Annotated in this window: 17 protein-coding genes; 9 read left to right on the forward strand and 8 right to left on the reverse strand. The window is 69.6% G+C overall.

Annotated elements, in window-relative coordinates; genetic code table 11:
- Positions 1-12 precede the first annotated feature (12 nt).
- The 8 genes from G6W55_RS29015 to G6W55_RS29050 all read left to right on the forward strand — a co-directional run bounded on the left by G6W55_RS29015 (position 13) and on the right by G6W55_RS29050 (position 6,018).
- Positions 13-576 (forward strand): hypothetical protein, encoded by a 564-nt coding sequence (locus tag G6W55_RS29015; RefSeq protein ID WP_175523741.1) that lies wholly within the window; start codon positions 13-15, stop codon positions 574-576.
- Positions 577-580: 4 nt separating this feature from the next.
- Positions 581-916 carry an RNase A-like domain-containing protein gene (locus G6W55_RS29020; protein WP_254876490.1) on the forward strand — a complete coding sequence of 112 codons (336 nt, stop codon included), beginning with the start codon at positions 581-583 and terminating at the stop codon, positions 914-916.
- Positions 917-932: 16 nt separating this feature from the next.
- Entirely contained in the window at positions 933-1,619 is a 687-nt protein-coding gene (locus G6W55_RS29025) for a contact-dependent growth inhibition system immunity protein (protein WP_175523742.1), read from the forward strand.
- A 208-nt stretch (positions 1,620-1,827) separates the two neighbouring features.
- The gene (locus tag G6W55_RS29030; RefSeq protein WP_254876491.1) at positions 1,828-2,211 is read left to right on the forward strand and encodes a hypothetical protein; all 384 of its coding nucleotides are present in this window, start codon (positions 1,828-1,830) and stop codon (positions 2,209-2,211) included.
- The gene (locus G6W55_RS29035) at positions 2,211-3,971 is read left to right on the forward strand and encodes a hypothetical protein (protein ID WP_175523743.1); all 1,761 of its coding nucleotides are present in this window, start codon (positions 2,211-2,213) and stop codon (positions 3,969-3,971) included. Before G6W55_RS29030 ends, G6W55_RS29035 begins: the two co-directional genes overlap by 1 nt.
- A 124-nt stretch (positions 3,972-4,095) precedes the next feature.
- Positions 4,096-5,265, forward strand: a complete 1,170-nt coding sequence (locus G6W55_RS29040; RefSeq protein WP_309243841.1) for a S8 family serine peptidase — start codon at positions 4,096-4,098, stop codon at positions 5,263-5,265.
- A 45-nt stretch (positions 5,266-5,310) separates the two neighbouring features.
- The gene (locus G6W55_RS29045) at positions 5,311-5,649 is read left to right on the forward strand and encodes a WXG100 family type VII secretion target (RefSeq protein WP_030797111.1); all 339 of its coding nucleotides are present in this window, start codon (positions 5,311-5,313) and stop codon (positions 5,647-5,649) included.
- A 66-nt stretch (positions 5,650-5,715) separates the two neighbouring features.
- Positions 5,716-6,018: a WXG100 family type VII secretion target gene (locus G6W55_RS29050; protein WP_175523745.1), complete on the forward strand. Its 303-nt coding sequence runs from the start codon at positions 5,716-5,718 to the stop codon at positions 6,016-6,018.
- Positions 6,019-6,095: 77 nt separating this feature from the next.
- On the opposite strand, the gene G6W55_RS29055 is transcribed toward G6W55_RS29050, so the two are convergent.
- The 7 genes from G6W55_RS29055 to eccCa all read right to left on the reverse strand — a co-directional run bounded on the left by G6W55_RS29055 (position 6,096) and on the right by eccCa (position 15,430).
- Positions 6,096-6,608: a hypothetical protein gene (locus G6W55_RS29055; protein ID WP_175523746.1), complete on the reverse strand. Its 513-nt coding sequence runs from the start codon at positions 6,606-6,608 to the stop codon at positions 6,096-6,098.
- Positions 6,609-6,693: 85 nt separating this feature from the next.
- Positions 6,694-7,185, reverse strand: a complete 492-nt coding sequence (locus tag G6W55_RS29060) for a hypothetical protein (protein ID WP_175523747.1) — start codon at positions 7,183-7,185, stop codon at positions 6,694-6,696.
- 89 nt (positions 7,186-7,274) lie between these two features.
- On the reverse strand, positions 7,275-7,559 hold the full coding sequence (locus G6W55_RS29065; protein ID WP_175523748.1) for a hypothetical protein: 285 nt from the start codon (positions 7,557-7,559) through the stop codon (positions 7,275-7,277).
- Positions 7,560-7,774: 215 nt separating this feature from the next.
- On the reverse strand, positions 7,775-8,359 hold the full coding sequence (locus G6W55_RS29070) for a hypothetical protein (RefSeq protein WP_309243842.1): 585 nt from the start codon (positions 8,357-8,359) through the stop codon (positions 7,775-7,777).
- A gap of 45 nt (positions 8,360-8,404) precedes the next feature.
- Complete coding sequence (locus tag G6W55_RS29075; protein WP_175523749.1) at positions 8,405-10,705, reverse strand: DUF6571 family protein; 2,301 nt, start codon at positions 10,703-10,705, stop codon at positions 8,405-8,407.
- A complete protein-coding gene (locus tag G6W55_RS29080) occupies positions 10,705-11,217 on the reverse strand; it encodes a hypothetical protein (protein ID WP_175523750.1) in 513 nt (170 codons plus the stop codon). Before G6W55_RS29080 ends, G6W55_RS29075 begins: the two co-directional genes overlap by 1 nt.
- Positions 11,218-11,422: 205 nt before the next feature.
- Positions 11,423-15,430 (reverse strand): type VII secretion protein EccCa, encoded by a 4,008-nt coding sequence (gene eccCa, locus G6W55_RS29085; protein WP_175523751.1) that lies wholly within the window; start codon positions 15,428-15,430, stop codon positions 11,423-11,425.
- A gap of 326 nt (positions 15,431-15,756) precedes the next feature.
- On the opposite strand from eccCa, the gene eccD reads away from it, so the two are divergent.
- Positions 15,757-17,292 carry a type VII secretion integral membrane protein EccD gene (gene eccD / locus G6W55_RS29090; protein ID WP_175523752.1) on the forward strand — a complete coding sequence of 512 codons (1,536 nt, stop codon included), beginning with the start codon at positions 15,757-15,759 and terminating at the stop codon, positions 17,290-17,292.
- 944 nt (positions 17,293-18,236) lie between these two features.
- On the opposite strand, the gene G6W55_RS29095 is transcribed toward eccD, so the two are convergent.
- Positions 18,237-18,533, reverse strand: a complete 297-nt coding sequence (locus G6W55_RS29095) for a DUF397 domain-containing protein (protein WP_175523753.1) — start codon at positions 18,531-18,533, stop codon at positions 18,237-18,239.
- Positions 18,534-18,627 lie beyond the last annotated feature (94 nt).

Below are 18,627 nucleotides of genomic sequence, written 5' to 3' on the forward strand. Positions count from 1 at the left end.
GGGGAGAGGACGATGACAGAACTCAACGAGCGGTCCTGGGCCGAGGCCATGGAGATGTACGAGCGGCGGGTGACCATCGCCAAGGTGACGGGCAGGGAGCACGAGAACTGGCTGCTCGACGTGGTCACCCTGATGCACGGTGAGACGCGTGACGTCCGAGGTTGGCGCACCGTGGACAGGTGGGACGGGGAACTCGACAGGATCGACGAGCCGTCCTACCCGTTCGCCATCCCTCCGGAGGCCCTCGCGACGCCGGATGCCTGGAAGTCGTACCTGCATGAGATTCCGCGTTCCCAGGCCCTACGGTTCCTCGTAGCCCTCGCCACCCCTTGGGTCGACGTCACCATGGAACCTGATTTCGAGGAGCGCAGGGAGGCCCTCGAAGCTGACGCTGGCGTCATTTTGTCGCGCTTCCCCGAAGGTTCGCACTTCTACGCGAACACGGGGCGAGACAGCGCTACCCGTGACTACTACGAGCGGGTTTCCGGCTGGTACCCCTTCTCCACGCGCACCTACGACTTCGGCTTGGTGCTCGTGTCGGAGACGGAGGTCGGAATGGTCTGGTCGTTCCGCTGATGTGATGCTGTCCGCCGTACCGCCCACCCTGGAGAATCCCTTGCGCACCCGCACCGCCACCTACCCCGACCGCGCGACCGCGCAGTGGGCGACGCAGCATGTGGTCACCCGCAACGAACAGGTCGTCCACCGCTGGCTGGCGGAGTCCGCCCGGCGACGGCTCATGATCGAGGCGGCGTGGCCGTCCCGGGAGGACCCCGTCGGCAGGGTGCTGCTCCAGGCGATGGCGCTGGCCGGCCGGGGCGCGATCGACGTCCGTGCCGCCCGGGTCGTCCTGCGTCGCGAGCCGTCCGCCGCGCACGGGTTCGCCGTACACGCCAGTTTCCCCGTCTACCTGTGAAGGCAGTGCAGTCACCGTGGCGCTGACACCCCTTGAACACGACCGCCGCTACGGCGAGTTGGACCAGGTCCTCCGTGCGTACGCCGGTCAGCCGGCCGACGACACCGAGGACGCGCCGAGCGCGGCGCTCACCGCCTACCTGCGGCACACCTGGCACACCCGCCCCTGGGCACTCGCCACAGCCGAGACCCAGCTACGCGAGTACGCCCGCAACCCGCCGGGACGGCTGAAGGTCCGGCTCGGCGAGTTCTACGCACTGCCGGACGTCGGCCTCCCCGACGGCGAGATCCTGGACTGGCTGACACTCCTCGCCGACCACATCCGGCGCAGCGTGGACGACGGCCTGGTCCCGCCCCCGGCCACCCCCGCCACCCACTGGGAATGGAACGCCCGCTTCCCGGAACTGGGCCAGTTCCTCGGCGGATGGTTCTCGCAGGACATGCCGGACGAGTTCGAACATCACGACGCGGCCGTGGACGACTACCGCGCGACCACCGACCCGCACCTCGTGGCCCGCCTCGTCGGAGAGGTGCACGAACTGCTCGCCCTCCAACTGGAGGAGCCGGACTACGCGTTGGCCGTCGCCGACCTCGGCATGGAGGTCGACCCGCCCGCGCCCCTCACCCCGAGCGGCTGGCTCACCCTGACGGCGGCACGGCTCGCAGCACCGAGAGCGGACTACGGCCCGGACCGCACGCCGTGAAGGATCAGTGAAGTTTCGAGCAGCGGTAGCACACCTGTTGCATATGGCAGTTGGGACTGTCGGTGGAAGTCATTAGAGTGGTCATGTTGCGGTCATGAACACTTGAGGGGCGTGGGCTGCTCAGGACAGGCAACGGACAACGGGGAGGGAAAGCTTCGTGCTTCCTGCAGACATGGGTGGAGGAGCCGCCGACGTACGGCGTGGCCTGATGGCCCTTTCAGCGTTCAAGAAGCGTGTGGACGACCTGCTCACCGCCTTCGAGGACTCGGCGGGCGGCTCGTCGAAGGTCGGTGCGCACAGCCTGACCGCGGACGCTTTCGGGATGGGGAACTTCCCGGAAGCGAAGTCGCTCCACCTGGAATACGAGCGCGTCCACGAGCGCATCACGTCACTGTCCAAGTCGCTCGGCCTCCAGCTCGAGGCCATGCAGATCGCCGTGCACGGCGTGGACGTCAACTTCAACAACCTCGAGGACGACCTCCGCTACCGGTTCCACGAGATCCGGACCGAGGTCAACCGGGATCGCGAAGAGATGCTCAACGAGGAGAAGAAGCGCGACAACAAGGCCGACCACACGGACGCGGGGTACTGATGAGCGGCGACGACAAGCAGCCCGAGTACGCGGCGGAACACCAGGACGCCGCCCAGCAGAACGGCACCCTGGACGCGGTCATGAACGTGACCAAGATCCTCCCGTTCGGCATGGGTGGGCGTGGCTTCCACTTCGGCTCGACCAGCTTCGAGGGCTACGACCTCAACGCGATGATCGACATCGTGGAGTCCGCGAACCCGGAGCTCCTGGAGGACGCCGGCAACGCCTTGGTCGCCGCCCGCGACGCCATCACCAAGGCTGCCGAGGAACTCAGCACCAACCTGGGCGACATCGACTGGAAGGGCGAGGCGCACACCGCGTTCACCACATGGGGCACGGACCTCGTCAGCACGGCCTACTCGCTCGCCACCTACGCCGACACGGTCGGCACCCAGGTCATCGCCGCCGGCTCCGGCCTCGCCTCCGTCCGCAAGTCCATGCCACCCCGCGACAACCGCACCGACCCCAAGACGGTCGACGAGATCCCGACCCCGAAGCGCGTCGACACCAACGATGAGTACGCGGCGGCGGTCAAGGCGGAGAGCCACCGTCAGGAGGCGATCAACCAGATGTACCGTCTGGCGTCCTTCTACACGGTCTCCGGGGGGATGATGCAGGGGGCCGAGGAGCCGGTGTTTCCTAAGATGCCGGATGTGGGGGTGCCGCAGCCTCCGGAGGGCTACGGAAAAATCGAGGAACCAGGAAGCCAGAAGGCGCTGTCCCCGGTTGTCGGTTCGGAGAAGGCGCAGCATCACCTTGCGGACTCCGGGACGTCGGAGACACGAACGGATCAGCTGACTCCTCCTCGGAAGACCGACGAAGGCTCTGTAGTAACGCCGCCCCGGTCCATTGGAACTGAGATCGACAGCGTCGGCACCTTGCCGCCCCAGGACACCATGAAGCCGACGCCGGTGGCACCGCCGACGACGACCACGGGCGGTCCCCCTGTGGGTCCGAACCCTCCGATCGGACCGGTGGTGACGCCACCCGTGGCACGAGGCCAGTCCGGTCGTACGACCGGCTTCGGCGGCGCCAAGGGCCCCCTCTCGACGCAGGGACGAGTCGGCGGCACGCAAGGCGGCTCCACCGCAGGACGTACAGGCACCGGCCCCATGGGCCGCGGCGGCATGCCCGGTCAGGCCACCGGTCGCACGGGCGGTCCGATGGGCCGTGGCGCCATGCCGGGGCAAACGCCCATGGGCCGTGGTGCCATGCCCGGCCAGGCTGCCGGTCGTACCGGTGGTCCGATGGGCCGTGGCGCGATGCCAGGCCAGGCGGCGGGCCGTACCAGTGGTCCCATGGGTCGAGGCGTCGTAGGCGGAACACCGAAGCCCGCAGGCTCGACGGGCAAGCCGGCCGCCGGTGTCCCGCGCGGACCCGTCAACGGCATGAACGCCATGAACTCCGGCCGCAACGGCGCCGGACGACCCGGTGTCGTCGGCGGGAAGCCGGTGACCGGCGGTACCACCCCGGGCGCCAACGGACCCAGGGTGCCGCGCGGCACGGTCATCGGCCGTGAGGGAGCACAGCCCTCGCGTAACACGGGCGAGCGGCCCGGCCAGCGTGGAGTCATCGGGGCTAACACTCCGAAGACGAACCCGGCACAGATGTCCCGCCGTACGGCCGGCAGCCCCGACGGCGTGGTCGGAGCGCCGAAGGGCGGTGCCGGCGCGCCCCGGGGGCGTGGAGGCAAGCAGCGTTCCGGTGAGACCCGTTCGCGTCGCGAGGAGCGGCGTGACGGGACGTCGGCGAACGACTGACCGGACAAGAGCGAGGACAGACAGAGCAATGGTGTCAGGGATCAGTCGACGCGGCGGGTGGAGCGCGCCTTTCGCGGGACGAAACGGGAGACGCGTATCGGCCGTCTGCTCGGCGCTCGGCGCTTTGGCCGTGCTGTCGGCTGGCCTGGCGCCGAGCGCTGCGGCCGCCGGGCAGTCGGACCAGTGGTACTTGTCGGCGATGCAGGCCGAAGAGATGTGGAAGGTGAGCACCGGCAAGGGCGTGAAGGTGGCCGTTGTCGATACGGGAGTCAACGCCAACACCCCTTCTCTGAAGGGGCAGGTGCTTGCCGAAGCCCGTGGGGCTGTCGGCTACAAGGCGACAGAGGATTACGACGGTCATGGCACCAGCATGGCTGAGTTGATCGCTGGTACTGGTGCTGGCGACGGGCTGAAGGGACTTGCTCCCGGAGCCAAGATTGTTCCGTATCGTGTGGCCACGACAGCCTTCACCAACAAGGCCGAGGCCGAGAAGGCGCCTACGGTGGCGGACGCGATCAGGGCGATCGCCGATAGTGACGCCAAGATCATCAGCATGTCCATCACGTCGGATGTCGAGCACGCGGACGTACTGGCGGCGGTCAAGTACGCGCAGTCCAAGGGCAAATTGATGATCGCCGGCACCGGCAACGACGCCCAGAAGAAGAACTTCATCGGCTACCCCGCCGCCTACCCCTACGTGGTCGGCGTCGCCGCCTCCGACAAGGACGGCACGGTCGGCAAGTTCTCCGAACACGGCAACTACGTCGACCTCGCCTCCCCCGGCCTGAACGTCCCCACTTGGTGCGACAACACCTTCAAGGCGTACTGCACAGGCCAGGGCACCAGCCAAGCCACAGCCATCGCCTCCGCCTCCGCCGCCCTCGTCTGGTCCGCGCACCCCGACTGGACGGCCAATCAGGTGCTGGCCAGCCTGATCGACACCGCGGGACGTGACTGGGCGAGGGACGACCCCAGCACATACCTCGGATACGGACTGATCCGGCCCCGCAAGGTGCTGGAGGACAGCGGATACAAGCCCGTGGCCGCCGACACCGACCCGCTGGCCACGGAGAACACCGAGGGCGTCGAGGAGGACCCCTCGGCCGCCTCCCCGTCCGCATCAACCTCGTCACAAGCCCCCAAGGACACTTCAGGCGGGGCCACTTCGGCGGCAGGATCAAGCTCGGAGTCGTCCGACGACACCACGATGCGGGTGACACTCGGGGCCGCGGCCGCCGTACTGGTGGTCGGGGGCGGCGCCTTCGCGGTGATCCGTTCCCGGCGCCGGACCTGAGTCCTTACACAAGTACCCACAGCTCTCACGAAAAGGAGTGCCGACATGGTCGACCGCAAGCTCAATGACGGCGACGTACAGAAGCTTCAGACCGAGGTCATCGACCGGTACGACAACATCCGGGGCTCGCTGGCGAAGCTCCAGGGCACGATCGACATGATCGAGAAGGCGTGGACGGGCCAGGGCGCCAACGCCTTCAACACGAAGCAGACGGAGATCAACACCCACATGGTGTCGATCGGCAAGATGCTCGACGACTTCCTCGAGGGCATCAACCTCAACAAGACCGACAAGCGCAACCTCGAGGACCAGATCGAGGCCGACCTGACCAAGATCTCGGTCGAGGACCTCGGCGGCAAGACCTCGGCGCTCAACAGCTACTGACGACGGTCACCGACGCTTCTCCGGGCCGCGCGGCCCGGCTGACATCTTCGACGAAACGAGGGAACCATGTCCGGAGTCCACTACGACGAACTGGCCGTCACGTACGGCACGATGGACGCGCTCGCGACCGAGCTGGGCGACCAGGCCAAGAAGCTCGAGGAGGACCTCGAGGCGCTGAAGCAGGCCGTCCTCAACGTGTCCCAGGGCTGGGGCGGTGAGGCGTACTCGGCGTTCCAGGGCAAGTCCGCGGAGTGGGACAAGCATGCCCGCGCCATCCACGCGGCGCTGGTCCAGATCTCCCAGAAGGTCCACACGGCCGGCGGTGACTACCGCGGCGGCGACCTGAAGGGCGCCAGCTACTTCCAGTAGACGCGCAGGCACGGCCAGGCGAAACCAGGGTGGGCACGCACGGGAGGTGCCCACCCTTCGCCGTCCCCGCGCGGCCGCTACAACGCACCCGCCGTACACGCCGCCGACTCCTCGACCGCCTCGGTGAAGGACAGGATGAGGCGCTTCATCGCATCGGCATCCCGGCGCTTCGAGCCGTCCGCCTGAATCACGGTGTACAGCTCCTGCTGATACTCGGCGTCGACGCAGCCACGGGTCTTCCCGAACGCCTCGCTCCCCGAATACACGAACCGCCCGCCCTCCGCCGCCTCGTCGAGGGCACCGATCGACTGCCGGGCAGCGGTGAAGGCCGTCGTCCGGCCCGCTTCCGCCCACATCTCCGCGGTGGTCACGATCAACTTGCCGTCGACCACAACCTGACAGCCCTCGGTTCCCGAGGAGGACTTCCCCTTGACGGCGATCTCGCGGCCTCCCGGTAGGAATGAAGCAAGGGCGTCACCGTCAACAGCCCTCCCGCACAACGCGTCAGGGACCACGTACGCGCGCTCCGGGCCCCCCTCGCCGCAACCCGCCAGCAGGGGGACAACCATCGCGATGACGACGCGGACCACACCGCATTTCCTCGCGTTCGTACGATGAGACCTCATCGGCTTCCTTCCGGGGCGGCACGTGCGTTCCCGCTTGCCGGTCTGACTGCTACCGGCACGCGCTCGAACGTTCAACTTCGTTCGTGTACGCTGTGATGAGTTTCTTCATGGCGGATGCGTCCTCGCGCTCCGATGCGTACACCTGAATCGCGGTGTACAACACGTGCTCCGGAAGGTCCGCGTTCGCGCAGGAGCCGACCCGCGCCACTGCCCCGGTGCCCGAATGAAGAAGGGCGTTGCCGTCCGTCGGCTCGGCCGATTCCAGTTCGGGGTGGGCATCGGCCACTTCGCTGATGCTGCTTCCCTCGGTCCACCACTCCTGACTGGCGATCAGCGCCCACTTGCCGTCGACGTCGATCTGACACCGCGTTCTGCTGGGCACGGGAGTCTTCTTCCGGACGCTCACCGTCTTTCCCGGCGGGAGGAAGGGTGAGACCAGGTCAGGGTCTACCGGGACACCACACAGGGCGGCGGGCACGCTGTACTCCCTCTGCTCATCGGACGTCGAGCAGCCGACAAGCATGCCGAACACCACAAGCATCGTCGACGCCTGCGCAAGTCGCCGAGCCATCAAAGGGAGTGGTGCCCCCAACTAAGGTTCTCCCTGACTTGCGGCGGCATCAGCGGCACTCATCGGAATTCTCGAGCGCCTGGGTGTAGCCCGTGATCAGCCTCTTCATCGTCGCGGGTCTGCCGCAGCGAGACATCACCTTCGACCGTCACGTCACACCGTTTCGTCCCTCCGTTGGGAGCTGAGGCCTTCACAGAGAGGGAATCGCCTCCCGGCAGGAAGGCGTCGAGCAGTTCGGGATTCACGGGCACACCGCAGAGCGCCTCGGGGACCGTGTATTTCCTGGCCTCCTCCTCTCCACCCCCGCCCGAGCACGAGGAGGCTGTCAGCACAGTGGCCAGCACCACGGCGACGGAACCCGAGGCCCGGACGATTCGTACGGGGTGGTTGGGGCGCAGGCGAAACACGGGTAGTCCATCTCCCATGGGTCAGATATCGGTCTTGAGATGCAGCGCCATACAAGGATCACGCCACTGACGGCGCCGGCCGCACCGACGACGACCAGATGCGCCCTCCCTGCGCCGGCTCTGCGACAGTGCTGGGACAGCCAGAGCGTTCATCAGCGCGGCAGATCGCACTTCGCCTCGGTGTGCGCGAAGGAAGCGGCGTTCGTCGCCAGCTTGATCAGCTCGGCGCGGTTCGCGGCCGCGCCCGCGTCTCCCGGCTTCTTCAGTTCGACGGAGATGCTGAGGTTGTACTGGCCGCCCGGGATATGACCCGCCGAAGTGCAGGGTACGAACACGGCGGCGAACCTGCCTGAGGCGACCGCCTTCTTCCCGCCGGGAAAGGGCGTGAGCGACGTGACCGACGCGTCGCTGGCCGCGGTCCCCCGGACCCACCCCGTCCAGCTTTCCCCCTCCTCGTCCGCCATCAAACGTACGTCCGCCACCAGGAGTTGCTCGCCTCCGCCTGACACGAAGCAGGCGGATTCGTATCCGGCGTCCGCGGCATCGACGCGGGGGGTCACATCGTCGTCGAAGGAGTACGAGGACTCCGCCGGCAGCACCTCGCGCAGAGCCTCGGCGGCACTGGAGGACGTGCCCAGGGACGCACAGACCTCGGACGCCTCGATCGCACGCTCCTGCTCGAAGGGCGGCATTTTGAAGAGGAACGCGGCTCCGGCCAGGAGCGCCAGCGCGCTCACGCCCCCCGTGACGAGAAGGATCGTGCGGTGAGTGAGTTTCAACGCTCAACCCTCCGTGTCGAGTTGCCTGGGGACTCCCTCGCCGTCGAGGTAGTCGTGGATCTTCGTGCGAGCGCTGTCGAATCCACTCTCGGCCGAACTGCCTACAGAAGCCTCGATGAGTGGATAGCTGTGGCCGGAGTTCCTTCCCGCCTTCTGCGCGGCAGCCTCGACCGCTGCGTAGGTCGAGGACCGGGTGCCTTCGATCTCCTCGCCGTTGCGGTAGACGACGTCATCCGAACTGTCCCTCAAGGACCCCTCGGTGATAGCACTGATGATCTCGTCGGCGGCCGTGCCCGCCAGCCCTCCGACGATGACGCCGCCCGGGCCGGTGAGCGGCGTCGTGGCCATGCCGACGCCGATACCGACGGCCGTACCGCCCCAGGTGCCGACGCTTTCGAGCGTGGCGTTGTAGTCGGCGTCCTTGACGCCGCCTTCGAGTTCGCTCTCGTACGCGCGGCCCGCGCCGATCATGCCCTCGATCTGGCCCGCGGTCCGGGCGATGTCGCCGATGCCCTGCCTGAGGCTCTCCTCCTGGCCGAAGGCGGGGTCGGGTGCGTACACGTCGGGGTGCTGGAAGTGGTACTGCATAAGCTGCGTGGTGTAGCTGGTCTGCCCCAGGTTCACGGCCGCGTAGCTGTCCGGGTTGCGGCCGAGGGTGTAGAGGAAGCGCGTGGTGTCCCGTTCGGAGAAGGTCGCCGCCGAGCCCGCGATGGGGAACAGTTCAGTCTCGCCCTTGGCTCCGGGGTGCAGCCCCCGGTGGATGTCCGGCATGTACTCGGCCGCGATCTGGCCCATGCTGTCGGACATGTAGCCGTGGCCGGTGAGACGCGACGGTTTCTCCGAGATCGACTCGACGAGTCTCTTCGTGAGATGGGCCTGCTCGGCGTTGTGCGCGGGTGTGTCCGCCGTAGGCAGTTCGCCCGCCGGATGCCCCGTTGTGGCCGCCTCAAGGGCCAGGGCCAGATTGTTGCGCCCGGCGATGCTGTCCTCGCCCTTGTCGTTGTAGTCCCTGGGCCAGTCGCGTTCTTCGAAGAGGTAGTCGAAGTTGCTGAGGGTCCGCTTGCCCTGTTTGCCGTCCCCGTCCGTGTCGTGGGTGAAGTCGTGGTCCTCGTCCTTGGTGACGAAGGTGTCGTTGAAGAAGTCCGTCGCCGCGTCCGGGCTGTTGGACAGGGCCTTGAGGTAGCCGGTCATGGGGTCCCGGCCCGAGTCGCTGCCGGTGCGGTTGAGGTACGAGTCGGTGCCCGTGCGCTGCCAGGCGCCGAACTGGCCGTTGTGCGTGAGGTTCTTCTCCGTATCGATCAGCTTCTTGCCGTAGTCGACGAGGAAACGGTCGTCGTAGTCGCCCCAACGCATCAGGTTGGACATGACTTGCCCACCCAGCGGGAACCGGCCGTTGGGGCCGACGGGCTGGTCGACCAGGTCGATCATCGTGGACTTCCACCGGGTCATGTCGGCGTTGTCGCTCTGCGACGCCGTGGCCAGGGTGAGGGAGAGATGCTTCTGGAGGTCGTCGTACTGGTCGAGCCGCTCCCCACCGATCCTCGATGCTCCGTACGGGTCGTTGAGTCCACTCCAGAAGTCCAGAGTTCCCCGAGGGCCCAGACGTGTGGCGAATCGCTCCGCGAAGAGCGGGTCGTCGGCATACTCCTTGAGGCCCCGGTTGAGCCGGTCGAACTCCGCGACCGACAGGTCCTCGGGGTTCTGCCCGGCCAGATCCGCCAGCTCGTCGGCCTTCTTCAGCGCGTCGGCTGCCTCGTCCCGGTCCGCATAGTCCACATCCGAGAACCCCAGCTTGCTCTGGTCGGCGATCGCGTTGAGGACCTTGCCCGCCGACGAGTCGCTCTCCGTGGCCTGGTCCAGGATCTTCTGGATGTCGTCGCGCAGGGCGGTGATCTCGCCCTTCTTGTCTTGGTCCTGCTTGGCCCGACCTTCGGGCGGGACGTCGGTGGTGACCGTGAAGCCGCCCTCGTACCCGATCACCGTCAGGTGCTGCTGCCGGCCCCGTTCGATGGCGTCGTCGAGCTGCCCTTTGTACTTCCTCAACTCGTCCCGGGTGTCCCTGAGGATCTTGTGAATGGACGAGGCCTGGCTGTGCGCGTCGGCGAACTCCCCGGAGGTCTTGCCGATGAACTCCTTCGAGACGGTGGCGTTGTAGCCCGCCCAGTTGGCCGCGTTGGCCGCGCCGCGGAGCCCCTTCTCGGCGGCGTCCATCAGTGTCTCCAGGTCACCGACCGTGGTCGACCAGTCCTCGACGGCGTCATCCAGAAGGCTGAAGTCGGCTGTGCGAAGGGCATCGAGATCCATCAGCTCCGCCCGCCCTTGCTCCCGCCGTACACCGGGTTGGGCGTGCCGGGTTCTCCGACGCGCTCGTCGAAGCCCGCGTCCAGCAGGTCGATGCTGCTCATCTGACGGCGGATGTAGTGGTCGTCACCGGCGTGCAGCTTCTTCGTGACGGTCATGTGGTTCGAGATGTGCGCGCAGGCGTCCCGCAGGGAGCCCAACTGCTCGTCCCAGCGCAGCGCCACGTGCTGGAGGGCGCCGCCCAGGGCGAAACCGGCGGTGGTCAGCTTGCTCGCGGCGCTCTCGCTCGTCGGGACCGCCCTGCGGCCCTTGTTCCAGAGGTTGTTGTACAGCTCGAACGCGTTCGTGCCGATCCTTGCCAGATCCTGCTGGCCCACCTTCAGCTCCCCGTACCGACCGGGATCCGGTGCGGGCCGTACCGGACCGCTGCCGGGATCCAGTTGGTTCAGCCGTAGCTGGGGGCCGTCACCCGAAGCGGCCTCCGTTTTCAGTCGCTCCCACTCGTCCCACGCCATGCGCCGCGAACCCCTTCCCAGGGATCCCGTGACGCCCGCTCCTCGGGTGGGCCGGTCCCTGGGGTACCAACTGGCCAGATCCGTGAGCGCGATTCAAGCGTGTTCACGGATCTCGCCGTATTTCACCCGTTCGCCGGGGCATGCCTTGACGCGACGGCCCACATCACCACGGCCCACGCCTCAACGGCGCGCGGCGCCCCGACCCTCAGAACGCCCCCTCCGGCGCCCACCCCACCTGCACCAGCGGCTTCCCGCGGCGGCGGGAGACGAAGATGCCTCGGCCCGGGGGCATCGGGCGGGGGCGGACGCCGCCGAGGAGGTCGCCCTCGCCGGGGTCGCCGGCCAGGACCACGCCCTGGGCGCCGAGTTCCTTGATGCGCTGCATGAACGCCTCGTAACCGGCCCGCCCCGCACCGGCCGTGGACCGGGCGATGATGAACCGTACGCCCACGTCCCGGGCGAACGGCAGGAGTTCGGTCAGTCCCGCGAGCGGGTTGCCGCTGGACGTGGCCACGAGGTCGTAGTCGTCGATGACGACGAAGACCGTCGGGCCCTGCCACCAACTGCGGTCGCGGAGCTGCTGTGCCGTGACGTCCGCCGTCGGCGTGCGGCGCTGCATCAGGTTGGCCAGCGCCGACATGTGGTGCTCCATGGCGTTGGACATCGGGATGTACTCGGCCAGGTGCGAAGCGGGCGTGACGTCCAGCAGGGAACGCCGGTTGTCGACCACGAACAGCTTGCACTCGTCGCCGGAGTACCGCTCGCCGAGCTGCCTGATCAGCAGGCGCAGCAGGTTCGACTTGCCGGACTCGCTCTCGCCGAACACCAGGAAGAACGGGTCCTGTTCGAAGTCGACGTAGACCGGTTCGAGGTTGTTCTCGTCGAGGGCGAAGGCGACGCCCTGGCGGGGGTGGCGGTTGCCCGCGGGCAGGTCCGTCGCCGGGAACTCCCGCGGGAGCAGACGGACTTCGGGTGCGGACGCGCCCTGCCAGTGCCGGGCGACCTGGGTGGCCAACGCCTGCGTGGCGTCGGAGAGTTCGGTGTCCGAGGCGAGCCCGTCGATGCGCGGGACGGCGGCCATGAAGTGCAGCTTCTGCGGTGCCTGGCCCCGGCCGGGGACGCCCGCCGGAACGTTCGCGGCGACCTTGCGGTCCAGTTCGGAGTCCATCGTGTCGCCGAGCCGCAGCTCCAGCCGGTTCATCAGGTGGTCCTTGAGGGCCGCCCTGACCTCCATCGAGCGGGACGCCGTCAGCACCAGGTGGATGCCGTAGCCGAGGCCGCGCGCCGCGATCTCGTGGACGATCGGGTCCAACGTCTCGTAGTCCGCACGGAAGTTGCCCCAGCCGTCGATGACGAGGAAGACATCGCCCCAGGGCTGGTCCGTCACCGAGATCTCGCCGCGGGCCCGCTTGGTGCGGAAGTCCGCGATGGAGGAGATGCCCGCCGAACGGAAGTACTCCTCACGGCGGGTCATCACGCCGTACACCTCGGCCACCGTGCGCCGCACCCGCTCGGGGTCGAGCCGCGAGGCCACCCCGCCGACGTGCGGGAGCCCGGCGACGGACGCCATCGCGCCACCGCCGAAGTCGAGCCCGTAGAACTGCACTTCGTGCGCGGTGTGGGTGAGCGCGAAGGCACAGATCAGGGAGCGCAGCAGGGTCGACTTGCCGGACTGCGGGCCGCCGAGGATCTGCATATGGCCGGCCGCGCCGGAGAAGTCCACCCACAGCGCGTCGCGGCGCTGCTCGTACGGCTTGTCCACCAGGCCGACCGGCACCACCAGCCGGCCCGCGCCCTCGTACCCGGGCTGGGTGAGGCCCCGGTCCTGCACGGCGGCGAGGCCGGGCAGCAGGGCGTCGAGCGAGGGCGGGCTGTCCAGCGGGGGCAGCCACACCTGGTGCGCCGCCGGGCCCTGCGCCTCCAGCCGGCGCACGATCACGTCGAGCACGGTGTCGGCGAGCGCCTCGTCGACCTCCGGCTCATCCGCTCCGGACGCTCCGGACGCACCGGACGCACCGGACCCGCCGGACCGCGGTTCGGGCAGCGGCACGTACCGCACCGGCACCTCGGCCGCCGTGAACAGCACCGGCCGCCGGTCCACCGGCAGCGGCCCGCCGCCCAACGAGGCGCGCTGGGCGCCCGAACGGTAGACGCCGGAGACGTACGCCGCCTTGAACCGCACCATTTCGTCCGTGCCGAACTTCAGGAAGCCCGAACCCGGCACGTTCGGCAGCTCGTAGGCGTCCGGCACACCCAGCGCCGCACGCGACTCTGCCGCGGAGAAGGTCCGCAGACCGATCCGGTACGACAGATAGGTCTCCAGACCGCGCAGCCGGCCCTCCTCCAGTCGCTGCGAGGCCAGCAGCAGATGCACGCCGAGCGAACGGCCGATACGGCCGATCTGCACGAACATCTCGATGAAGTCCGGCTTGGCGGTGAGGAGTTCGCTGAACTCGTCGATGACCAGGACGAGGGAAGGAATCGGCTGGAGCGGGGCGCCGGCCGCGCGCGCCTTCTCGTAGTCGTGGATGTTGGCGTAGTTGCCCGCGTCCCGCAGCATCTCCTGACGGCGGTTCAGCTCACCGCGGATGGAGTCGCCCATGCGGTCGACGAGGGTCAGATCGTCCGCCAGGTTGGTGATGACGGCCGCCACGTGCGGCATCTGCGCCATACCGGCGAACGTCGCACCGCCCTTGAAGTCGGCGAGGACGAAGTTCAGGGTCTCCGAGGAGTGCGTGACCGCGAGGCCGAGCACCAGCGTGCGCAGCAGCTCCGACTTGCCGGAACCGGTCGCGCCCACGCACAGACCGTGCGGGCCCATGCCCTCCTGCGCCGCCTCCTTGAGGTCCAGCATCACGGGCCGGCCGTCCTCGCCGACGCCGATCGGCACCCGCAGCCGCTCCGCCAGCGACCGCGCCCGCCAGGTGCGCCGGGGGTCCACGGACGCCGCGTCGCCGAGGCTCAGCAGATCGGTGAACTCCAGGTTGGCCAGCAGCGGTTCGTCGTCGTCACCGCCGGACGCCATGCGCAGCGGCGCCAGTTGGCGCGCGAGGACTTCGGCGGACTCGTACGGCAGGACGTCGGGCGTCCCCTCGTACACGACCCCGTGCCCCGACTCCAGGTGCAGCGCGCCCGGTTCGACGACGATGTTCAGGTCGCCGCCTGCCGAGGTCTGCTCGCCGGGGACGACCTCCAGGAGCGTCACGCCCTGAAGACCCTCGGGGTTGGCGAGGAGGGAGTCGGCGGCGAGCGACAGGCCGTCGAGGACGACGACGATGTGCGGCTCGTCCGGCAGCGGGGTGGCGTTGGGGTGGAACCGGGGACGGCCGGCGAGCCTCGACGCGATCAGGTCCTCCAGCGCGCGGGCGTCGGCGCCGATCAGCCGGCGGCTGCCCGCCCCGTCCACCGCGTCCGACGTCTGCACGTGCGGCAGCCACTTGGCCCACTCCCAGTGCGCCAGCTCCTCCCGGCCCGCCGCGACCACCAGGACCAGGTCCTCGGGGGAGTGCAGCGCGGCCAGCGAACCGGCCATCGCGCGCGCGGAGGACCGTACGGACTGCGGCTCACCGCTGATCGTCACGTGGTAGAAGGCCCGTAGGGAGACCGCCATCGGCAGGTCCTCCAGGGTGCCGTGGACGGCCAGGAACCGCTGGAGCGCGCCCGCCGTCAGCGGCTCCAACTGCTCGACGGGGCCGGTCTCGGGGGCGACGAGCGGGGTGGCGAGTGCCTGCGCGCCGAGCCCGATCCGGACCTGCGCGAAGTCCTCGTCGCCCGGCCGCCGTTCCCACACCCGGCTGCCCTCGGCGACCAGCGCCCAGAGCTGTTCGGGGGACGGGTGCAGGAAGTACTGCGCGTCGCGCTGCGCCCGCGCGGTGTCCAGCGTGCCGCGGCGGGTCTGCCGCAGATAACTCAGGTAGTCACGGCGCAGATCCGCCAACTGCCCCTGGGAGCCGCGCCGGAAGCGCACCACCATCGCCACCGACATGGCGATCGTCGAGGCGATCATGATCATGCCCATGATCCTCATGAACGGCTGGCCGCTCGTGAAGAAGAAGACCACCGAGCCACCCATGCCGAGCGTCGGCAGGAGTTGCATCAGCACGCTCTCCTGGTGCCCCCGCGGCAGTTCGGGCGGAGGCTGTACGGCGATCTCGCCCGTGGGCACTTCGGACGGCAGCGACCGCGGCGGCCGCTTCACGACGATGTGGCTCACTGCTCACCAATTCCCTCAGCGGCCCCGGGCAGTTCCGGGTAAAACCGTCCGCCACCCCGTGTCAGGCGGACGCAGGCCGCCGCGTGATCCTACTGACTTCTTGTGCGACGAGGGGGCGGTAGGGTGCCGGATGTTCGCGTGAGCACATGCGACGGGGGCTGCGACGGCCGGGACATTCCGCGGAATTGGGGATGGATCGGCGCCCGCCGGAGGCCCGACGGCAGGTGCTGTGCCGCCCGGCCGGACCCTTCGGTCCTCCGGGACGCGAACCGGCGCAGGACTTTCACACCGCCCACGCGGAACCATCACTGAGGGGGAGCAGTCAGGTGAGCATCACGGCGTCCGCGGCAGCCACCGGAGGAGGGCACGGAACCGGACCCGGCTCCGCGACCGGCTCCGGGTCGGGAACCGTCTCCGGGACCGGGCTCGGCTTCTGCCGGGTCACCATCGTCGCGCCCGACAGCAGGATCGACGTGGCGCTGCCCGACGACGTCCCCGTTGTCGACATCTACCCCGAGATCCTGCGGCTCTCCCGGCAGAGCCCCGCCGAGGGCGCCCCGGTGGGCTACCACCTGGTCCGCCGCGACGGCCGGGTCCTCGACGGCTCGCGCTCCTTCGCCGCGCAGCACATCCTCGACGGCGAACTCCTCTCCCTGCGCCCGTTCTCCGAGTCGCTGCCGCCTGCGGTCTACGACGACGTGTCCGAGGCCGTCGCCTCGGCCGTGACCCGCGAACACACCCTGTGGGGCGGCGACCTCACCCGCGCGGCCGGTCTCGTCGGCGGCGCCGTCCTGCCCGCGCTGCTCGCCTTCGTGGCATGGACCGGCGACCCCCGCCACGACATGCACTCGCTGCCCGGCGTCCTCGCCGCCGTCGCCGGTGTCCTGCTCGTCACTCTCGCCTGCGTCCGGGCCCGGGTCTACGACGACCGCGCCTCCGCCGTCGCCCTGGGCCTCGGCGCCCTGCCGAACGTGGGCGTCGCCGGCTCCGGACTCCTCCCGCTCGCCGACGGCCAGGGCATCGGCAAGCTTCAGTTCCTGCTGGCCTGCGCGGCCGTCCTGCTCGCCGCGGTGCTGCTCACCCTGTGCTCGCCCGGCGGCGACGGCCCGTTCGTCGCCTTCACGGTCGCCTCCGGGCTGGCGCTCGTCGCCGTGTTCTCCGGGATCCTCGCGCACTGGACGCCGTCCGAGATCGCCGCGCTGTGCGCCCCGGTCGCCGTCGGCGCCCTGGCGTTCCTGCCCGGCCTGTCCATGCGCTTCGCCCGGCTCCCGATCGGCTTCGACGCCCCCGACACCACCCCGCGCAGCCGCTACGGCGCCGACCCCGCGCCCCAGGAACCGGTCGACGTCGACCGCATCACCGCCCAGGCCCGGCGCGGCCACGAACTCCTCGTCGGCCTGGTCGGCGGCTGCGCGCTGATCGCCGTCGGCTCCTGCGCGGTCCTCGGCTTCGCCGGCGGCCTCTGGGCCCAGCTCCTCGCCCTCGCGGTCGGCGTCGCCCTGCTGATGCGCGCCCAGCTCTTCCGCTACACCGCCCAGGTCGCGCCGGTCCTGGCCGCGGGCCTCGCCTCCCTCGTCCTGCTCGGACTGGGCCTCGCCCTCAACCCGCCCCTGCCGGCGATCCGCGACGCCCTCACCGGCGACCGCGCCGACCTCGACCTCCGCACCATCTGGCTGACCGCCGCGATCGCGGCCACGTCGGCGATCGTCACCGCGATCGGCCTCATCGCCTCCCGCGGCGGCGTCACCCCCTTCTGGGGCCGCTTCATGGAGATCGCCGAGGGCTTCGTCCTGCTGACCCTGGTCCCCCTGTCCCTGGCGGTCTTCGACGTGTACGCGGCAGCCCGCGCGATGACCAGCTAGCGGAGCATGGGGGCGGGGCGCATGGTGAGCCCCGGTGCGATGCGACGGCTGGAGGGTGATCGACGGCGGTCGAGACACCGGCGCACTGAAGCGCTGAGCGCGGTGGCGGCGGAGCCCGCACGGCGACCGGAGGCGTGATCCGCCGCCGGCCGACGCGCGCCTACGGCGGCCCCGCGTGCGCGGGGCGGTGAGGCCGCGAAGACCGCAGGCGGGGAAGTACGGCACGGCGGTCCCGCGTGCGCGGTGCGGTGGGACGACGCTGCTCGTAACGCCTATCTCACGGCCGGCGGTCCCGCGCGCGGGTGCCGTGGCCGGGAAGCAGTGCGCGAGGTCCGTCGCGGCGGCGGGGGCTTGCGCGGCAACCAGGGTGCCATCGGCCGGCGGCCCGTGGCCTCGCTGCGGTGTGCCCCGCAGGGGGCGGGCTGCCGTGGTGAGAGACGCGGCCGCAGGGACCCGCGCGGCGCCCCGAGGTTGTTTCCGCCGACGGAAGGCGTGTGCCCGGCCAGGGAGACTGGCAGCGGCCCGTGGGCTTCGGATGGCGTGGGACCTCCGGGGGCACGTGGCCCCGCGATGCGAGGTAGCACGCGTGTATGAGGGGCCCCTGCCGCACCACAGGGTGCGGTCTGGCGGCGGCAAGCCTTCGGTGGGGCAGGCGATCGACGGCGGGCCCCGCGCGGGGGCGGCCCGGGCGAGCCCTGCAGCCGACGCGCGAAGGGCCACGCCGTTCCGGCGAGGGCCGGCGCAGTGGCCGGGGCGCGATCCGCTCGGCGCCCGGCGGGCGAGGTGGGCCCTGTGACCTGGCGGCCCCCACGCGGCTCACGTCCTGCGGCAGCGCAAGGTGCCCTCGCAGCAGCCAGCCCCCAGGCGTCAACCTCACCCGTCACACGATCGTGTCACTCGATGCCTACGACACCGTCAGCGGACCGGCCCCGAGGAAACGCCCCCTACTCCCCGGAAACCCCTCCGTTCCGCACCGTGGGCTCCAGATCGAACTCCCCGTCCCGCGCACCCAGCACGAACGCGCGCCACTCCGCCTCCGTGTACCGCAGCACCGTGGCCGGGTCGAGGGACGACCGCATGGCCACCGCGCCGCCGGGCAGGTGGGCGATCTCCACGCGCTCCTCGTGCTGCTCCGTACCCGGCGCGCACTCCCAGGTCACGCCGGAGATGTCGAGCGCGTACAGCTCGTCCCGCTCCCGCTCCTTGCGTGCCTTGACGTCCTCGTTCACTTCCTCCGCCATGGCGAAGCGACCCCTTCCCGACGTACGGATGATCCGACCGTTCACCCTAGTGGCAGAGCCCCCGCCGGCCACGGCCTTCGGAAACCCGGGCGAG

This window comes from Streptomyces sp. CAI-85 (genome assembly GCF_013363615.1).
GTDB lineage: Bacteria > Actinomycetota > Actinomycetes > Streptomycetales > Streptomycetaceae > Streptomyces > Streptomyces antibioticus_B.